Raw genomic sequence first — 18209 nt, forward strand, 5'->3', positions numbered from 1 at the left:
ATTATTCAGTGGATCCACTCCGGGATTGCCACAGTGCGATTTGATCGTCGTTGCCCAGTTCCGTATACACTTGCACAAGTCGATCTGCCGTGCGCGTGGCAAAATCACCGTCTTCACCAAACATCTCGGCGAGGCCTTCCCAGGCTTCAGTCAGCGGCACGATGGATTCCTCGAGATTACCACCGCGTCGTCGATTCTCGCCCTGCAGGCCACGCGTGATAAGGGTTTCAAAATGATCGACTCCCATGATCGCGACACGATTTTTGTAGACGTCCGACAAAATGGTGTCCGCCTCGTCATGTCGCTCGAGCAGCATTTTCAGCGCGCCATAGTTGTGGCGTATCGTTTCAAACGGCGCGGTGCCTACTTCACCAGCCTGTGTACCATTGGCGATGGCCCGGTCAAGAAAGGGTTCGGCAGACGCGAAGTCACCGGTGTTCATATGCAGTAGACCTATGTTGGCTTCAAGACTGATTCGGTGGTAGCTCGTCTGTGGTGTGCCGCGGCGCTCAAAGCCTGCCATGGCCCGCTCAAACGCCGACATCGCCGCGTCAAAGTCGTTGAGGCTACGGTGTATCTCACCGAGTATCACCAAGCTGTGCAGCGTGCGCCAGCCATCATCGCCTTCAATGGCGGGAAACGAGCGAGCAACACGCTGAGCAAAGGGTAGAGCTTCCTCATGTCGTCCGGCATTGACGTATTGAAGGGCGATGTCGTCGACGACATTGATCGTCCTCAAGTCGTCGGCGCCGAACACGCGCTCGTGGTCGGCGAGTGATCGATCCAGTGCAGCCAGCCCCGAATCGAGGTCTTTGAGTGTTTGGTATTTCGCCGTCGCGTGCGCAATCGCTAGAACATCCGGATGGTCGGCGCCCAAGCGAGCCTGTCGTTGTGCCAACACGCCCTGATAGATGGCGAGGCCTTGGTCTGGGTCGTCAAACGCCACGGCCAGGCCGCCTCGCACCAGGCGCAATGCCTCGGCGCGTTCAATGGCGGCCCCATCATTGGTGGCCGGTGGTGTTGACGAGACGGGGAGCGAGTCGATGTCGTCCACACGTCGTTGCGCTTGAGCGTAGCGGCCAAGACTTAAGTCGACCTCGGCCAGTGCACGCAATATTTCTTTGGCCACATCCGGTTCTTCTTCAAAACGAACCAATGCATCCGCGGCCGCCTGATCCACCATTTCGTCGACGGTGATTCGCTCTGAGGCACGATTGTTCGGTGACACGGAACCAAACACGTCGTCGACCAAAAAGGTGGTCACGCTGCGGGCAATTCGAGCTTCGCTTGCCGCTCGGCGCTCGGCCTCGATCGAGCGACCGAGCAGTAGGCTAATCGCAATCGTGGAAGCGATGAGCAGGGCGAGGGCCCCGACAGTCAGCCCGGTACCCAGCGGGTGGCGGGCGGCAATCCGATTGAGCTGATACATCACGCTCGGTGCGCGTCCCGCGACCGGTCGACCATCACGCGCGTTGCGCAGATCCTCGGCAAACGCAGCGGCCGAGTCGTGACGGCGGTCGGGGTCTTTTTCCAATGCCATGGCCAGAACCACGCCGACATCTTTTGGAATGCCGTCTTTGGGGCCCAATCGTCGCGGCGCGGTGTGTCGAACATCGCGCAGCTGTTCATCCAAACTGAGGCCATCGACATCAAGCGGCGTGCTGCCGGTGAGCACTTCATACGACAGCACGCCGAGAGCGTGTATATCAGAGCGCGCGTCGATACCGGCCGGATCACCGAGTGCCTGCTCGGGACTCATGTAGGTTGGTGTGCCGAGCATATCTCCTGCTACGGTAGGGGCCGCTACGCCCTGATCGTCCGGATCGAGCAACCGTGCGATACCAAAATCCACGACACGCGCATCGCCTCGACGATCGATAAGCACATTGGCCGGCTTTAGGTCGCGATGAATGACGCCGCGCAAATGCGCGTGGTGTACGGCGTCTGCGACATTGGCGAGCAGGGAGAGACGTTCTTTTAGCGACATCGCTTCGACGGCATCGGTAATCGATTGGCCGTCGATCAGGTCCATGGCGAAGAACGGCACAGGGCCGGCACCCGCGTCAAACGTACCGGCCTCTAGGATTCGAGCGATGCCCGGGTGATCCAAGCGTCCTAGCACCTGCGCCTCCCGTTGAAAGCGCTCAATCAATGACGGGGATGCCAGGCCGGTAGCGACCACTTTGAGCGCCACGCGACGCGCGGGATTGTCTTGCTCTGCTTCATACACCACGCCCATCCCGCCGCGCCCGATTTCGCGAATGATGCGATACGCGCCCACTCGCTTAAGGGGCACCGGATTGTCGATGACATCCGCGGCCAAACCGGCGAGTGCATTCCCAATACGTTGCTCGAATGGGTCCTCATCGGATTCTGCATGGGTGGCGTTGCGCAGTAGGGACAGCACTTCGTTTATAAGGGCCTCATCGTTCGTGTGTGTTTTGAGGGCGGCGAGTTGTTCGGCGGCGGGCAGTTCGGCCACCTCGCCAAACAAATGCCGCACCTGCTCGAGGCGTTGTTGTCGTTGGGCTTTATTCATAGTCGTTGAGCTGGGTCAGTGAGGGGTGAAGGGTGTTACCGATCAGTGCGAGGCGCCACGCACACGCGCAGCGCACTCGGTGTTCTTATTCCTGGAGTTTGTGGCATAACCAGGCGCGTGCAAAGGATACATCGCGGTGCACCTGTGTTTTGGATTGATTGGTGATTGACGCGATGCCACGTTGGGATAATCCCGCAAAATACTGCAATTTGATGAGCTGACTCCGTGCTGGATTCAGTGCCTCAAGCTCCTCGAGTGCCGCGTTGAGCGCCAGCAAATCGATGCCCATGTCTTCGTTTGCTAACTCGATCTGAGTCAGCGAGACATGTGGTGCCCCAGCGCCTCGTTTGAGCGAGCGGCGACGCTTCGCGTGATCCACCAGGATACGTCGCATCTGGGTTGCGGTAACCGCATAAAAATGGGCTCGGTTTTGCCATGCTACATCCGCGTCGAGTAGGTGTTCAAACGCCTTGTTGACCAACGCCGTGGGTTGCAACGTATGCGCGGCGCGTTCACCGCGCCGGTAATGACCGGCCAGTTTTCGCCGTTCGCCGTAGATGAGAGGCGCGAGTTGCGAGAGTGCGTTGGCGTCCCCGGCGCGCCAGTCCACGAGCAGGTTGGTTACATTCTTGGACGGGTCGGTAGCGATAGTGGTGCCCCCAGCAACACTCCCGAATCGCTCGGGACGATTCACTCTATCACAACTCATCCAATCGCTTACTTTGACTGTCCAGTCGCCTTTGCTGAGTTGATTTCGCGGCAAATGCACGGCACTTGGCGTCGTTGTTGACGTTTACAACGTCGTTCATCGATGTGCCTTCTTATTAGGACGATACCGTGGTTATTCGTCGGCCAGATGGTGAGCTGTACACGATCGGTCATCGACAATGTTTTTACGCCTCGATCGGTATTCATGCGGTTTGCTCTGAGCAAAACGGCCAGCCCGATGTCTCCTTCGATTGGGCACGCCTGGAGCCCGACTCTGACTTGGATGGCGTCGACGATGCCGCGGACAACTGTTCTGTCGATTTCAAATCACGGCAGCGAGTGCCGAGCCGCTCAACACCGATCAGTTCATCGACATCGAACTGACGACGTGGACGTGCGAGGCCGGTGAAACCGCGTTTGAATGGGCGCCCATCGCTGGGCGCCGCTGACAAGATTGCGATATCCGCATTCCGCCAATTCACTCAATCATCGGGCTTGCCACACCGTGTCGAAACGGACACACCCTCCGCATGAGTTCCGGTGAATGGGTGTAGTGGTCGTGCCCTTGCGAATCTGGCGATACACTTATGACAAATACACCCGTGCAATTCGCCCCATTCTTTCGTGTTTTCCATTTATGTCATCTGAAGTTAGGCGTTTTTCTTAAGTCTCAGCGTTGACCTGATGCGAGCGCGCGCGTATTTTTACCGTATAAGAAAGCGCAACATAGACATTATATAAGGATGGGGATTCGCTGCGCTTGGCCGCTCGCGAATAAGCAAAGGAATAAGAGCGCCACAGGGCGCTTCATTCTTGAGCCTGACGCGCACCCGACACTCCGTCTAAAAAAACACGATGCGGCGCGGTGAGGCACAGACCTTTGATCGTCATCGGTTGACGCTGACAATACGCCACGCTCGCGATAAGAACACGAAGCATAGGGTGCGATGGCGGACTTAATACGAAGCGACTGCGCGTGATACGCGCTGACCCTCACAGACCGATGCGCCGTTTGCTTATCGGCCAATGTGGGTCATCGTGGGATGCGAGTACAGACAATAATCAAAACAAATAGAAGGGCCGACCACACGCGAGCCTTTCTGGGGGTAATAATCATGGCAATGGGTTTACTTCACTCAACTCACGTCAACGATTACGGGCGAACAGTTCGACATCTGCGGAAGATTCTGTTTGTCTTACTTGCGCTGTCGCTGGGTAACACATTCGAGGATTCCAACGCTCGCGCCGACAGCCTGTCATCATCCTTCAGTGGACATGTGTGGACCGTCGACTCGGATACGTATAACGTATTTGAGCGGGCCCCTATGGCGGGCGTGCACATCGGTGTGTTCCATTGTACGGGTGATTTTGTAACCGGCGTCATTTCCGATGAGGAGGGAAACTTTTTGGTTCCAACCCTCACCGCGGGTTGCTATCGATTTCGCGTGCGCACCGAGCAGGGCTATCGCGTGGTGCGCGACGATCAAAGCGCCACAGGCAACACGGCCATAAAGTTAGACCCCACGACTGGATTGAGTGGCGAGTTTGATCTGGAGGAAGGGCAGTCACTACCCGGACTCAACATCGACGTTATCAAGCCACGCGAATCGGAATTTGGTGACCGCGTGTGGGAAGACCGCAATGCCAACGGCCGCCAAGACTTTGGCGAACCGGGTTTAGCGGGTGTGGAAGTGAACCTGTTGACGTGCGACGGCAATCCGGCGCTCGATGCAGAGGGTCGCGTGCAGCGTGTGATCAGCGACACCAATGGGGACTATCTCTTCTCCGGCTTAAAACCCGATTGTTACCGCGTGCGCTATTCCGTCGGCGGTGGCTTTTTGAGCAGTTCAGATTTGTTCATCGATGGCTTTGAGGGTGATGTGGGGCTTTATCAAAGTCACGATACGCTGGTGGCCTGGCCTCGCAGCTACTACGGCATTGATAGCGGTTTTTATCGGGGCGCATCGTTGGGTAATCGCGTATGGCTCGACAGCAATCGCGACGGGATTCAGCAGCCTGAGGAGTCGGGTCTTGGCGACGTGACGGTTCTATTGCTGGACGCCTATGGCGTGCCGGTGGGGCCGCAAACGCAAACGGATGCCGAGGGCTATTACACGCTCGATAATATTCCGCCCGGGCACTATCAACTGCAGTTTGTTGCGCCCAACAATCTGGTGGCAACAGACGCCCATGAAGGCGCAAGCGGCGCCTTGGACAGCGACGCCAATCGGCGCGGCCTCACGCCTGTGTTCGAACTGCGTTCCGATGAACGCGTGGTCGACTTTGACTTCGGCGTGATGCAGGCCGGCGCCCTGAGTATTGAGTTGGAAAAATCGACCAACGGCGTCGACGCGGATACCGCGCCCGGCGTGTTTGTGCTCGCCGGTGATCCAGTGGTGTGGACCTACGATGTGGTCAACACCGGCGAGGAGTTTTTGTTTCAGCTGGAGGTGGTCGACGATCAGGGCGTGAACGTGACGTGTCCCACCGATCAGTTGGCCCCGGGCGCGGGCACCCAATGCACCGCGCCAGAAGATGTAGCGCAGGCGGGTCAATACACGAACGTAGCGACTGTGACGGCTAACGATGGCAGTGACAATCCGATGTTTGTCTCGGCGACCGATGCGAGTAACTACTTTGGTGCACAGCCGTCTGTGACGATTGAAAAGCAGACCAATCAGGCCGATTCGGACACCCCGCCCGGTGAGTTTTTAGTGGTGGGCGCGCCGGTGGAGTGGCGCTACATCATCACCAACACCGGCAATGTGACGCTCAATGCCATTAACGTTGTCGACGATCAAGGTGTTGATGTGGTGTGCCCAAGTGACACGCTGCCTCCCGCCGGCACGATGACGTGCACGGGCATGGGTCAAGCCATAGCGGGGCAATACGCCAATGTCGGAACCGTGGATGCTGCCGCGCCCGTTGGTCCGAATGTCACCGCGTCCGACCCCAGTCATTATTTTGGTGGCGTGGTGTCGTTGAGCGTAGAAAAATCCACCAACGGCATTGATGCTGATACACCGGCTCAAGGACCGTTTTTATTGGAAGGTGATACGGTCACGTGGACGTATGTGGTCACCAATACCGGTGATTTCACTTTGTCGAACGTGACTGTCGTCGATGACCAGGGCGTGGCGCTGACCTGTAGCGGGGCCACGATTGATCCGAACGCGACAATTACCTGTACCGGCTCTGGTGTGGCGATCGCGGGCCAGTATCGCAATGAAGCCGAAGCCTGTGGCGACGCCACCGACGTCGGTGCGAGCGCGTGCGACGTCGATGTGAGTCACTATTTTGGCGAATCGGGCACACTCTCGGTCGAAAAATCAACCAACGGCGAGGATGCAGACACCGCACCAGGACCCTTCGTTGCCGCGGGGTCAACCGTCAATTGGTTGTACGCCGTGACCAACAACAGCAACGTCACGCTCACCGATTTGGTGGTGAGCGATAACCAGGGAGTGGTGGTGACGTGTCCGGTCTCTAGTTTGAGCCCAGGCGCGTCGACAACGTGTACGGGTACCGGTACCGCCACGGCAGGGCAATACCAAAATATCGGCAGCGCCACGGCGACCACACCGGGCGGCAACGCGTTGAATGCCAGCGATCCGAGCCATTATTTTGGCGAGAGCGGCACACTTGATTTGGAGAAGCGCACAAACGGTGAAGACGCCGACGTGGCGCCTGGCCCCTCGCTTGCGATCGGTAGTGCGATCACCTGGACGTATGTGGTCACCAATAACACCAACGTTGAGGTCACCGGCATCAGCGTCACCGATAGCCAGGGTGTGGCGGTCACGTGCCCCGCTGATTCTCTGGCACCCGGAGCAACGTTAACGTGTACCGGCACCGGTACGGCCACCGCTGGGCAATACATGAATTTGGGAACCGTCACCGGTACGACCCCAAGTGGCACGGCGCTCAGCGGTAATGATCCAAGCCACTACTTCGGGGAAGACGGCAATGTAGCCATCGAAAAATCCACCAATGGTGAGGATGCCGACGTTGCGCCCGGCCCATTTATCACCGTGGGCACGCCGATCACCTGGACATACGTTGTGACCAACAACACAAACGTCGAGGTGACGGGGATCAATGTGGCGGACGATCAAGGCGTGAAAGTCACGTGTCCGGTGTCGACGCTCGCGCCGGGTCAGTCGATCACGTGCACCGGAACGGGCACCGCAACCGAAGGACAATATGCCAACATTGGCACAGTTACCGGCAACACACCTGGTGGCACGGCATTGAGTGCGTCTGATCCGAGCCATTACTTTGGTGAGGTCGGCTCATTGGACATCGAAAAGTCGACTAACGGGCTAGATGCCGATGTCGCGCCTGGCCCAGTTCTCTTAGCCGGCAGCCCGGTGTCGTGGACGTACATCGTCACGAACAATACTAATGCAGAGGTGTCCGCGATCTCGGTCACAGACGATCAGGGTGTGACGGTCACTTGCCCGGCGACAACCTTGGCGGCGGGCGCGTCCTTCACCTGCTCCGGCTCGGGTACGGCGATCGCCGGTCAATACGCCAACATCGGGTCGGTGGTTGGCAGCACCCCGAGCGGCAGCACACTGTCCGACAGCGATCCGAGTCATTACTTTGGTGAAAGCGGCACGCTGGATATCGAAAAATTCACGAACGACCAAGATGCAGACCTACCGCCGGGCCCAGCGCTAGACGTCGGTAGTGTCGTCAACTGGACCTATGTCGTCACCAACAATGCAAACGTCAACGTGTCAGGCGTTAGCGTGACGGATGACCAAGGTGTGATCGTCAGCTGCCCGGTTAGCGTGTTACCACCGGGCGGCTCTGTCACGTGTACGGGAACGGGCACGGCGGTGCCTGGTCAGTACGCCAACATCGGTACGGTAATCGGCTTGACGCAGGGTGAAAATACCCTTACCGACTCTGACCCCAGCCACTACTTTGGTGAGAGCGGCACATTGGACATTGAGAAATTAACGAACGGCCAAGACGCAGACAGCGCGCCAGGGCCAGCACTCGCCGTGGGCGCGACGGTGTCTTGGACCTACGTGGTGACCAACAACACCAATGGCACTGTCTCGGGTATTACGGTGACCGATGATCAGGGCGTCGTGGTCAGTTGTCCGAGCGATACGCTGGCACCGGGGGCCTCATTAACGTGTACCGGCTCCGGTACCGCCATAGCAGGCCAATACACGAACATCGGTACGGTGACGGGCACCACACCAGGCGGCAACCCGCTGAGCGACGCTGATCCGAGCCACTACTTCGGTGAGAGCGGCACCCTCGATATTGAAAAATCGACCAATGGCCAGGACGCGGACGTAGCACCTGGTCCGTCAATCGCAGTCGGTAGCACCGTGACATGGACCTACGTGGTGACCAATAACACCAATGCCGACGTCACGAGCATCACGGTGACGGACGATCAGGGCGTGGCGGTCAATTGTCCAAGCGACACGCTTGCACCGGGCGCGTCGCTAACGTGCACCGGCTCCGGTACGGCAACAGCGGGCCAGTACATGAACACCGGTACCGTTAGCGGCATGACGCCGGGTGGCAATTCGCTCAACGATTCGGATCCGAGTCATTACTTTGGTGAAAGCGGCACGCTTCAGATCGAGAAAGCCACGAATGGTGAGGATGCCGATACTGCACCGGGACCCTCCGTTGCAGCGGGCAGTAAGATCAAGTGGACCTATGTTGTCACCAACAACACTAATGCGCAGGTGAGCGGTATTGTCGTCACCGATGATCAGGGTGTGGTGGTAACGTGTCCGAGCGACACGTTAGCACCGGGTGCCTCACTGGTGTGTACGGGCACCGGGCAAGCCACAGCGGGGCAATACGCCAACATCGGTACCGTGAGCGGTAGTACGCCAAGTGGTAATTCGATCAGTGACAGCGATCCCAGCCATTATTTTGGCGAGAGCGGCACACTCGACATTGAGAAGTCGACCAATGGGCAAGATGCCGATGCCGCGCCAGGACCGTCATTGACCGTCGGCAGTACGGTGACCTGGACGTATGTCGTGACGAACAACACCAACGTGCAAGTGACCGGTATTGCCGTCACCGACGACCAAGGGGTGTCCGTGAACTGTCCATCGGATACTTTGGCCCCGGGTGCCTCATTGACGTGCACCGGTTCGGGTACGGTCGCACCGGGCCAGTACCAAAATATTGGCACCGTATCGGGCACGACGCCGGGCGGTTCGCCTCTGAGCGACACGGACCCGAGTCACTACTTTGGTGAAAGCGGCACGCTCGACATCGAAAAAGCCACAAACGGTATCGATGCAGACGTGGCGCCTGGGCCTTCACTCGCGGTTGGCTCAACGGTCACATGGACCTACGTTGTGACCAACAACACCAATTCACAGGTTACTACTATCGCGGTGACCGACGATCAGGGTGTTTCGGTCAGTTGTCCATCAGACACCTTAGCGCCGGGGGCCTCGCTCACATGCACGGGCAGCGGCACCGTGACGGCCGGTCAATATCAAAATATTGGGTCGGTGGCGGGCACCACGCCCGGCGGCAATTCGTTGAGTGATTCGGACCCGAGTCACTACTTCGGAGAAAGCGGCAACTTGAACATCGAAAAATCGACCAACGGACTGGATGCAGATAGTGCGCCGGGACCGTCGATCCCGGTTGGTGACGCGGTGACATGGACCTATGTCATCACCAACAACACCAACGCCGAGGTGACCGGCATCACGGTGACAGACGACCAAGGCGTTGTGGTGAGCTGTCCATCGGATACGCTCGCACCGGGAGCGTCATTGACCTGTACCGGCACGGGCACGGCGACGGCGGGTCAATACATGAATATCGGCACCGTGTCAGGGACTACGCCGTCGGGTAACTCAGTGAGTGACACTGATCCCAGTCACTACTTTGGGGAAAGCGGCACACTCGATATCGAGAAGTCGACCAATGGACAGGATGCCGATGCCGCGCCCGGGCCATCGATCGCGGTTGGCGAATCCGTCACCTGGACGTATGTGGTCACCAACAACAGCAATGCCGAGATCACCGACATTACGGTCACCGATGATCAGAGCGTTGTCGTGAGCTGCCCGTCGGCAGTCTTAGCGCCCGGTGCGTCGTTCACGTGCACCGGTTCTGGCACGGCCTCCGCTGGTCAATACATGAATATTGGCACCGTGACGGGCAGTACCCCGTCGGGCAATTCACTGAGTGACACAGATCCGAGTCACTACTTCGGCGAGAGCGGTTCGCTGTCCATCGAAAAACGCACGAACGGGCAAGACGCGGATGCGGCGCCCGGTCCGTCGATTGCAGTGGGTGAAACGGTGACCTGGACCTATATTGTTACCAACAACACCAACGCGGACGTGACCGACATTACCGTCACTGACGATCAGGGCGTAGCAGTGAGCTGTCCAAGCGATACGCTCGCGGCGGGCGCCTCGTTAACGTGTACCGGTATGGGCACCGCGATTGCGGGACAATACATGAACGTCGGTACCGTGACGGGTATGACACCAGGTGGCAATCCGCTTAGCGATTCGGATCCCAGTCATTACTTTGGCGAAAGCGGCACGCTGAGCATCGAAAAAGCCACCAACGGGCAAGATGCTGATGTGGCACCGGGGCCTTCATTGCCAACAGGCAGCGCGGTGACCTGGACCTACGTGGTCACGAACAACACCAATGTGCTGATCAGCAACATCAGTGTGGTGGATGATCAAGGTGTGGTGGTGACCTGTCCATCGTCCACGCTGGCGGCGGGTGCGTCACTTACGTGCACCGGCACCGGTGTGGCCACGGTTGGCCAATATACAAATCTGGGTATGGTTACCGGCTCGACACCGGGCGGTACGACCCTCAGCGCGTCCGATCCGAGTCACTACTTCGGTGAGGCCGGTGCGCTGGTGATGGAGAAAGCCACGAACGGTGCGGACGCCGATGTCGCGCCCGGGCCCATGCTCGTGGTCGGGTCGACGGTGACGTGGACCTACACGATCACGAATAACAGCAATGTCGATGTTATTGGGCTGAGCGTGACCGATGACCAGGGCGTGGTGGTGACCTGCCCAGCGGATACCTTGGCGGCGGGGGCGTCACTGACTTGCACTGGCTCCGGTACGGCGACCGCCGGTCAGTACGCCAACCTTGGCACGGTGACAGCGACGACGCCGGGTGGCACGACGGTAACCGCCAGCGATCCGAGTCACTATTTTGGTGAGAGCGCCAAGTTGGTGATCGAGAAGCTCACCAACGGGGAAGACGCTGATGTGGCACCTGGACCGAGTATCGCTGTGGGTGAGACGGTGACTTGGACGTATATCGTTACCAACCCAGGTAATGTCGATGTGGTGGGCGTGACAGTGAGCGATGACCAGGGCGTGGCCGTGAGTTGTCCATCCGATACGCTGGCGGCCGGTGGTGCGCTTACCTGCACCGGCGTGGGCACAGCAACGGCGGGTCAGTACATGAACATCGGCACGGTGACGGCCATGACGCCGGGCGGTGGGGCGGTGTCGGCGAGCGACCCGAGTCATTATTTTGGCACGGCCGACTGCGTCGATGGCGATGTGGCGGACGAATTTGAACACGTTAGCTACAACAACAACGATGGATCGATGGACTGGTCTGGGCCGTGGAAAGAGCATGACCCACAGGGCGGCGGCGCGAGCGCAGGCTCGGTTATGGTCGCCCAGGGCAGGTTAATACTGCGCGATTATCCGGATAGCCATCAGCAGCCTTCCGCCAGACGGTCGGTGAATTTGTCCGGTTTCCAATCGGCGATTTTAACGTTTGATTGGGATACGTCCCACGAAACGAACCACAACGATGTAGCAGTCGTCGAAGTGTCATCGGATGGTGGGCAAACCTGGACGGTGCTCGAAACCTTCCGCGGCAATGGACAGGGCATCGGGGGATCGGAGAATTACGATATTTCCTCGTACATTTCGCCGAATACCACAATTCGCTTCCGCATCAAAAAGAAATTTGGTGGTCAGTGGGATAAGTTCCTCGTGGACAATGTGCGCATTTTGAAAGGATGTGATGGCGAATGCGCCGAGGGTTTTGTTAAAGACCACTTTAACCACGTGGCCTATGACAACAACGATGGTGATATGCCCTGGTCGGGTGCTTGGATTGAGCACGACCCGTATGGTGGCGGGGCACACAGCGGCTCGGTCCGCATCCACAGCGGTCGATTGAAGCTGGCCGATGTTAACAACACCGATCAGGTCGTCTCGATTGAGCGTGGCGTCGATCTCGGCGGCTTTGCGCGCGCCACATTGAAGTACCAGTGGTGGGTTACCCATGTGGAGCCGAGCGACACTGCATTGGTCGAAATGTCGGTGGATGGTGGCCAAACGTTTGAGGTGATCAACACCCACACCGGCCTGCACGGTAATCAAAGCGGATCGGAACAGATCGACTTAAGCGGTTATTTGTCGGAGAACGCGGTGCTTCGGCTGCGCATCAAGAAAGGGTTTGGTGGGCACAACGAGTATTTCAAACTCAGCTACGTCAAGATCACCAAGGAGTGCACCGCGCAATGCGATCCGGGCTATGTAAAAGACCACTTTAATCATGTGTCCTATGGCAACAATGACGGCGACATGGATTGGGCGGGTCCTTGGAAAGAATACGATCCGGAGGGGCAGGGTCCTTACGGCGGATCGGTGCGTATCAACGGTGGCCGACTCAAACTCAGTAATCCAACGGGCACGTGGCCCAGGCCTTGGATACGGCGAACCGTCGATTTGTCCAACACCGATGCGGCGACGCTTGAATTTAAGTGGCATGTATTCAATGTGGAGGCCAATGATCGCGTCGTGGTCGAAGTGTCGTCCGACGGTGGCCAGTACTTTACGGTAGTAAAAACCTTCGAGGGTCTGCACGGCAATCAGACTGGGTACGAGTCGATCGATATTAGCGCTTTTCGCGCCGGCAGCACGGTGGTGCGCTTTCGTATCGAAAATCGATTCAGCGGCCCACATGAGTACTTTAAGCTCGACTTTGTGCGCGTCACGAAGATCTGTCACTAACGTGGTGCAGTGGTGGGTCCCTCGGTCTTGGGCGGCATGCGCGCTCGGCTTTCTGCTGAGACGCGAGGGCGATGAGTACCGAGTGGTGGACCGACCGCCATGCTGCTAACACGATGCGCCAGGCCTGTCGCGCGAGTCAGAGGCGTGATGGAGAAGGCGAACAGGGCATCGGCCTAACGTCAGCCGACCGGCTGGCGTGTGAGGGCCGCCATGGCGCGAGACACCGGGCTTACACTGGAATAGTCAGTCTCACCAGTCATTTAACAGGGGATTTGCTGGTAATTCCGGACCATTTTTTCTATTCTGATCGTTGGGTTATGTTGAGTCGGAACCTCTGACGCGGGAGGCGTGGATCAGGCTCAATTCAACGCCGAGCGCGGCACAACAGCGTGCCTAACAGGGGGAAGGGGTCGCACGTCAAACGCGTGTGGTGCCGTGAGGTTTCTGAGTATGGATTCAAACACACGTGCAGCAAGTGGCTCATCAAAACGATCGTTGACGCTTCGCAGTGCGATCGCACTGGCACTCGCTATGGCCCCTGCTCAGGCGTCGTCAGACTGCGCGGGCGAGCGGTGTTTAACCGGAGAAGGCTACGCGATCGAGATCATCGGTTACACCGATGATCGCCCGACCCAACCGGAAGACTCCGCTGAAGCCCGTATCAACAACAATCGCGTGGACATCGCGGGTGAGTTTTTAATCCGCTTGCCAGGCGGTGGACAGATTTGGGCGACCGAAGACCCAGCTATCGTTGACCCTCGCATGGCCGTGCATGCCGACGACGCTTTCGCTGTACAAAACGGTGCGCTCGCTAAACCCATTTCATTTTTTGTGTATAAGAACTACGACGCCTTTATCGATGAGGCAGTACTCGACATTTACGATGGCGAGGATTTTGATCGGTTAAAACCCATCGCTTCGTTGCCATTGCCACCCGGTAATTTTGTGCGCGTGCTGTGGGATGGGCAGTCGGATTCTCCGCGACGTCCATCGTGGACACCTGGCGATACGCTCTACTACCAAGCCCGGGCAGTTGACGCGGCACAGCGGCAGGACCTCACGACCGAAAAAATGATGACGGCGTTGTCATCAGCGGATTACCACGCGCATCAGCAAACGCGCTTGACCCCCTCGGGCAATCTCCCAGGTGACGGACCGGCGCTGCCCACCAACACGACGACACCGCTGGATGGCAACGTGGTGATCATGCGAGTGCCCAAGGACGGTTTCCGATACGACACGCTGGGCTATACACTGACGCCACGATTCGACACGCGCAAAACGGTGCTGCAACCGACAGATCGGGCACAGCTTGACGGCATAATTCGTCAGTGGCAGGGCGCGAGTGATATTTCGCTGCGCGCTGTGGGGCACACCGATAATGTGCGTATTGCGCCTGAGAATCGACATGAATTTGCCAACAATCAAGTGCTCTCCGAGGCGCGCGCGCGGGCGGTCGCCGACTATCTCAAGCAAGGTCTGAATCTGGCCGAGGGACAAATCACCACGCTAGGCTATGGCAAGACGCAGCCGGTTGCATCGAACGCAACGACAGAGGGCCGTGCGCAGAACCGTCGCGTTGAGTTGTCCATCACCGGTCAGCGCGAGATTCCGTTTCGCGAGCGCCAAGCGGCCATCACCCTTTATGATCCGACGTCATCGCGCGAAGTTCCGGTTACCGATGGCTTGACGGCGGCGGTCGCGCGTCTCATCGCAGAAGAGGGTGGCGAGAGCATAATCAAAGAGCGCGGACGCACCGATTGCAGTGCCGTGCAGGACTATCCACATGAGCTACATGCCCTGTATGGTCGAAACGAGCTGATCCAACAGAATATTGCCCTGTACGGCAGCCGCGTTCGTTTGCATGGACACGATACGGCGCGTCATGCGGCTATGGCGGTCAACGGACAGTTCGTGCCGGTCGATGCCTCGGGCGATTTTGCGGTCGAGTACATGATGCCGGTGGGCCAGCACACGATGGAAGTCGAATTTTTTGATGATCGTTGTGCGTTGGGCGACGAGGCCAAAGTGCCAGTGGACGTCAGTGGCAAGCACATGTTCATCGTCGCCTTGGCGGATGTCACCGCGTCGGGTTCGGATTTGTCGGGCAGTATCGAGCCGCTAAGTGTTGATGATCGTTTCGATGATGATTTTCTGGTGGAAGGGCGTCTCGCCTTTTATCTGAAAGGCAAAGTGCGTGGTAAATACCTCATCACCGCGCAACTGGATTCTCGCGAAGAAGAACTCAGCGACTTACTGAGTAACTTGTCCGAAAAAAACCCGCGGGCCATTTTCAGACGACTTGATCCAGATCGCTACTATCCGGTGTACGGCGACGATTCCACGACCATTGCTGATACCAACTCGATCGGTCGCTTGTACCTGCGTGCGGATTGGGATAATTCGCATGCTGTGTGGGGCAACTTTCATACGGGCTTCACCGGCACGGAGTTAGCGCAGTACAACCGCAGCCTCTATGGCGGCCAGTTGAATTGGCAATCGGCGCGCGTGACCGAAAACGGGGTCGCGCGCTCGGCGCTCAATGTGTTCGTGTCGGAGAACCAGACGGAGCTTGGGCATTCGGAATTTATTGGCACCGGCGGCAGCTTGTACTATCTCAAGCACACCGACATTCTCCCTGGGTCGGAGAAGGTTCGTGTCGAGTTACGCCATCGCGACAGCGATCGCGTGCTCGAGAACATTACGCTGGTACGTGGTGTCGACTACGAGGTCGATGAACTTCAGGGACGGTTGATGTTGTCGCGTCCGCTGATGCAAATTACGCCACTACAAACACCCTCGATTGTGCGAGATGGTCCGCTCGACGGTCATCTTGCGGTGCTCATCGCCGACTATGAGTACATACCCGAGGGCTTCGATCCCGATCACATCGGTTATGGCCTACGCGGTCGACAGTGGCTCGGTGACCACGTTGCGGTCGGTCTCACTTACGCGCAAGAAAATCGCGGTGGCGGTGCACAGGACTACGATCTGGTTGGCGGCGATGTGCGGCTGGAATACGCACCCAACACATTCATTCATGCGGAGTTTGCGTCGACCAACGAAAATCAGGTTGAGCGTTTCTTGTCGAACAACGGCGGTCTCGTTTTCGATTCCATTGCCAACACCGTTCAGCCTGGCCGCTCGGGAGATGCGTTTGCCATCGACGGGCGTTTAAATACGCTTGAACTTGGCATGGACACTGAGTGGATTCTCAGTGGTTGGTATCGACACGCCGATGAGGGATTCTCCATTGCGCGAAGAGATGCCGGCGTTGAGGTGGACGAATACGGTGCAGAAGTCGTCGGGAAGATCGGCGACCGCTGGACGTGGTCAGGTCGCGCGAGCGTCGTCGAGCGAGCCAATCAGCGTGACGATCAGCGTCTGGCGGTGCAGGCAGATTATCAACTCAGCGAGCGCAGTCAGCTCTCGGCAGAACTGCGTCATGTTGATGTCGACACACAAACACAAGCGGTCGGCGGGCTCATCAACCGCTCCAGCCGCCTTGATGAAGGCGATGGCACGCTGTTTGGCCTTCGACTCACGCGCAAGCTCAGCGATCGTGTGACCGCTTATGCTGGCGGGCAAGTGTCGATTGATCAGGGCGACACGTACGACAACAATGACATGGGCACGCTGGGTGTCGTTGCACAGGTGGGCGACCGCACCAATATCATCAGTGAATTCAATAGCGGCCATCGTGGAGATGGTGCTAACGTCACACTCGATCATCAGATCAATCATCGTCACCGCATCTACGGCACTTACTCGCAATCCACAGATCGCACCGACACGCTAGCGAATAATCAAATTGCCGTGGGTCAGCGCACGGTGTTTAACAATCGGTTAGCGGTGTTCAACGAGCATCAATTCGCGGAATACCATAATCGCCACGCCGGCATTGCGCACGTGTTCGGCTTGGATTTTGCCCCTGAGGGCAGCTGGTCGTTTAACTCGACGTTCCAAACCGGCGAGCTCGACACCGGACGTGATGTCATTGAACGCGACGCGGTGTCGGCCGGCGTCGTGTATCAAAACGCGCGACTGCGCATGACAACGCGTCTCGAACTGCGGCGCGACGAAGGCAATGTGACGGACGCAGAGCAGTGGGTGGCCTCAAACCGCTTGGATTACAAGTACAGTGACAACACGCGATTCTTAGCTCGACTCAATGTGTCTCGCACTGATGACGCGGTCAACACGCTGTTCGATGCGCGCTTTACCGAAGCACAAATCGGCATGGCGTATCGGCCTGTTGAGCACGGTCGCTTTAACTTCTTGGCCAAATACACCTATTTGTACGACCTGCGCGGCTTTGATCAGGTTGCGACGAATACTGACCAACGCTCTAACATCTTCTCACTCGAAGGTAATTACCGCCTCAATCCGCGTTGGGAAATTGGCGGAAAATACGCGTATCGGGTCGGAGAACTACGTGCCGGTCGCAACACTGGCGACTGGTTTGAAAGTACGACCACCTTTTACGCACTACGAGCGCGGTACCATCTGCTACACCGCTGGGATGCATTGGCCGAATATCGCTGGCTGGATATTGACGAAGCCGGCTCCACGCGTTCGGGCTTCCTTATCGGCTTGGATCGCCACTTTGGTGATCATTTGAAACTCGGTATCGGCTATAACTTTACCGATTTTTCCGACGACCTCACCAATCTTGACTACGATCAAGACGGTTGGTTTGTCAATGCATTGGGTAAGTATTAGACACGGTGAGTGCTAACCGGACGAGCGCGGATTGGTTTGACAACGTTTGCGGACGGCTCGTCGATTGTTCAGAAATACTCGGTATTGCTGCGCCGAATGACGGTGTATTGGGCGCTAACTGTAGCGCTGTGTGTCATCACCGTCTTCTTGAGTTATCCTCAGAACACTCGACGAGCCGTCCGCAAACGTTGTCAAACCAATCCGCGCTCGTC

At 57.7% G+C, this 18209-nt stretch carries 5 protein-coding genes; 3 read left to right on the forward strand and 2 right to left on the reverse strand.

What is annotated here, in order from left to right; genetic code table 11:
- Nucleotide 1: 1 nt before the first annotated feature.
- Nucleotides 2-2539, reverse strand: a complete 2538-nt coding sequence (locus AAF465_14755; GenBank protein MEM7083986.1) for a serine/threonine-protein kinase — start codon at nt 2537-2539, stop codon at nt 2-4.
- An 85-nt stretch (nt 2540-2624) separates the two neighbouring features.
- On the reverse strand, nt 2625-3233 hold the full coding sequence (locus AAF465_14760; protein MEM7083987.1) for an ECF-type sigma factor: 609 nt from the start codon (nt 3231-3233) through the stop codon (nt 2625-2627).
- A 143-nt stretch (nt 3234-3376) separates the two neighbouring features.
- Between AAF465_14760 and AAF465_14765 the strand changes: the two genes are divergently transcribed.
- From AAF465_14765 to AAF465_14775, 3 genes are all read left to right on the forward strand, one after another.
- Nucleotides 3377-3631 carry a hypothetical protein gene (locus AAF465_14765; GenBank protein MEM7083988.1) on the forward strand — a complete coding sequence of 85 codons (255 nt, stop codon included), beginning with the start codon at nt 3377-3379 and terminating at the stop codon, nt 3629-3631.
- 731 nt (nt 3632-4362) lie between these two features.
- Nucleotides 4363-13275 (forward strand): SdrD B-like domain-containing protein, encoded by an 8913-nt coding sequence (locus AAF465_14770; GenBank protein ID MEM7083989.1) that lies wholly within the window; start codon nt 4363-4365, stop codon nt 13273-13275.
- Nucleotides 13276-13725: 450 nt separating this feature from the next.
- Nucleotides 13726-17997, forward strand: a complete 4272-nt coding sequence (locus AAF465_14775) for an OmpA family protein (GenBank protein MEM7083990.1) — start codon at nt 13726-13728, stop codon at nt 17995-17997.
- Nucleotides 17998-18209 lie beyond the last annotated feature (212 nt).

Source organism: Pseudomonadota bacterium, from assembly GCA_039028935.1.
GTDB lineage: Bacteria > Pseudomonadota > Gammaproteobacteria > Steroidobacterales > SZUA-146 > SZUA-146.

Excerpts from the sequence above, each read along its gene's own strand:
- AAF465_14755 (MEM7083986.1), bottom strand. The coding sequence starts at position 2,539 with ATGAATAAAGCCCAACGACAACAACGCCTCGAGCAGGTGCGGCATTTG.
- AAF465_14770 (MEM7083989.1), top strand. The coding sequence starts at position 4,363 with ATGGCAATGGGTTTACTTCACTCAACTCACGTCAACGATTACGGGCGA.
- AAF465_14775 (MEM7083990.1), top strand. The coding sequence starts at position 13,726 with ATGGATTCAAACACACGTGCAGCAAGTGGCTCATCAAAACGATCGTTG.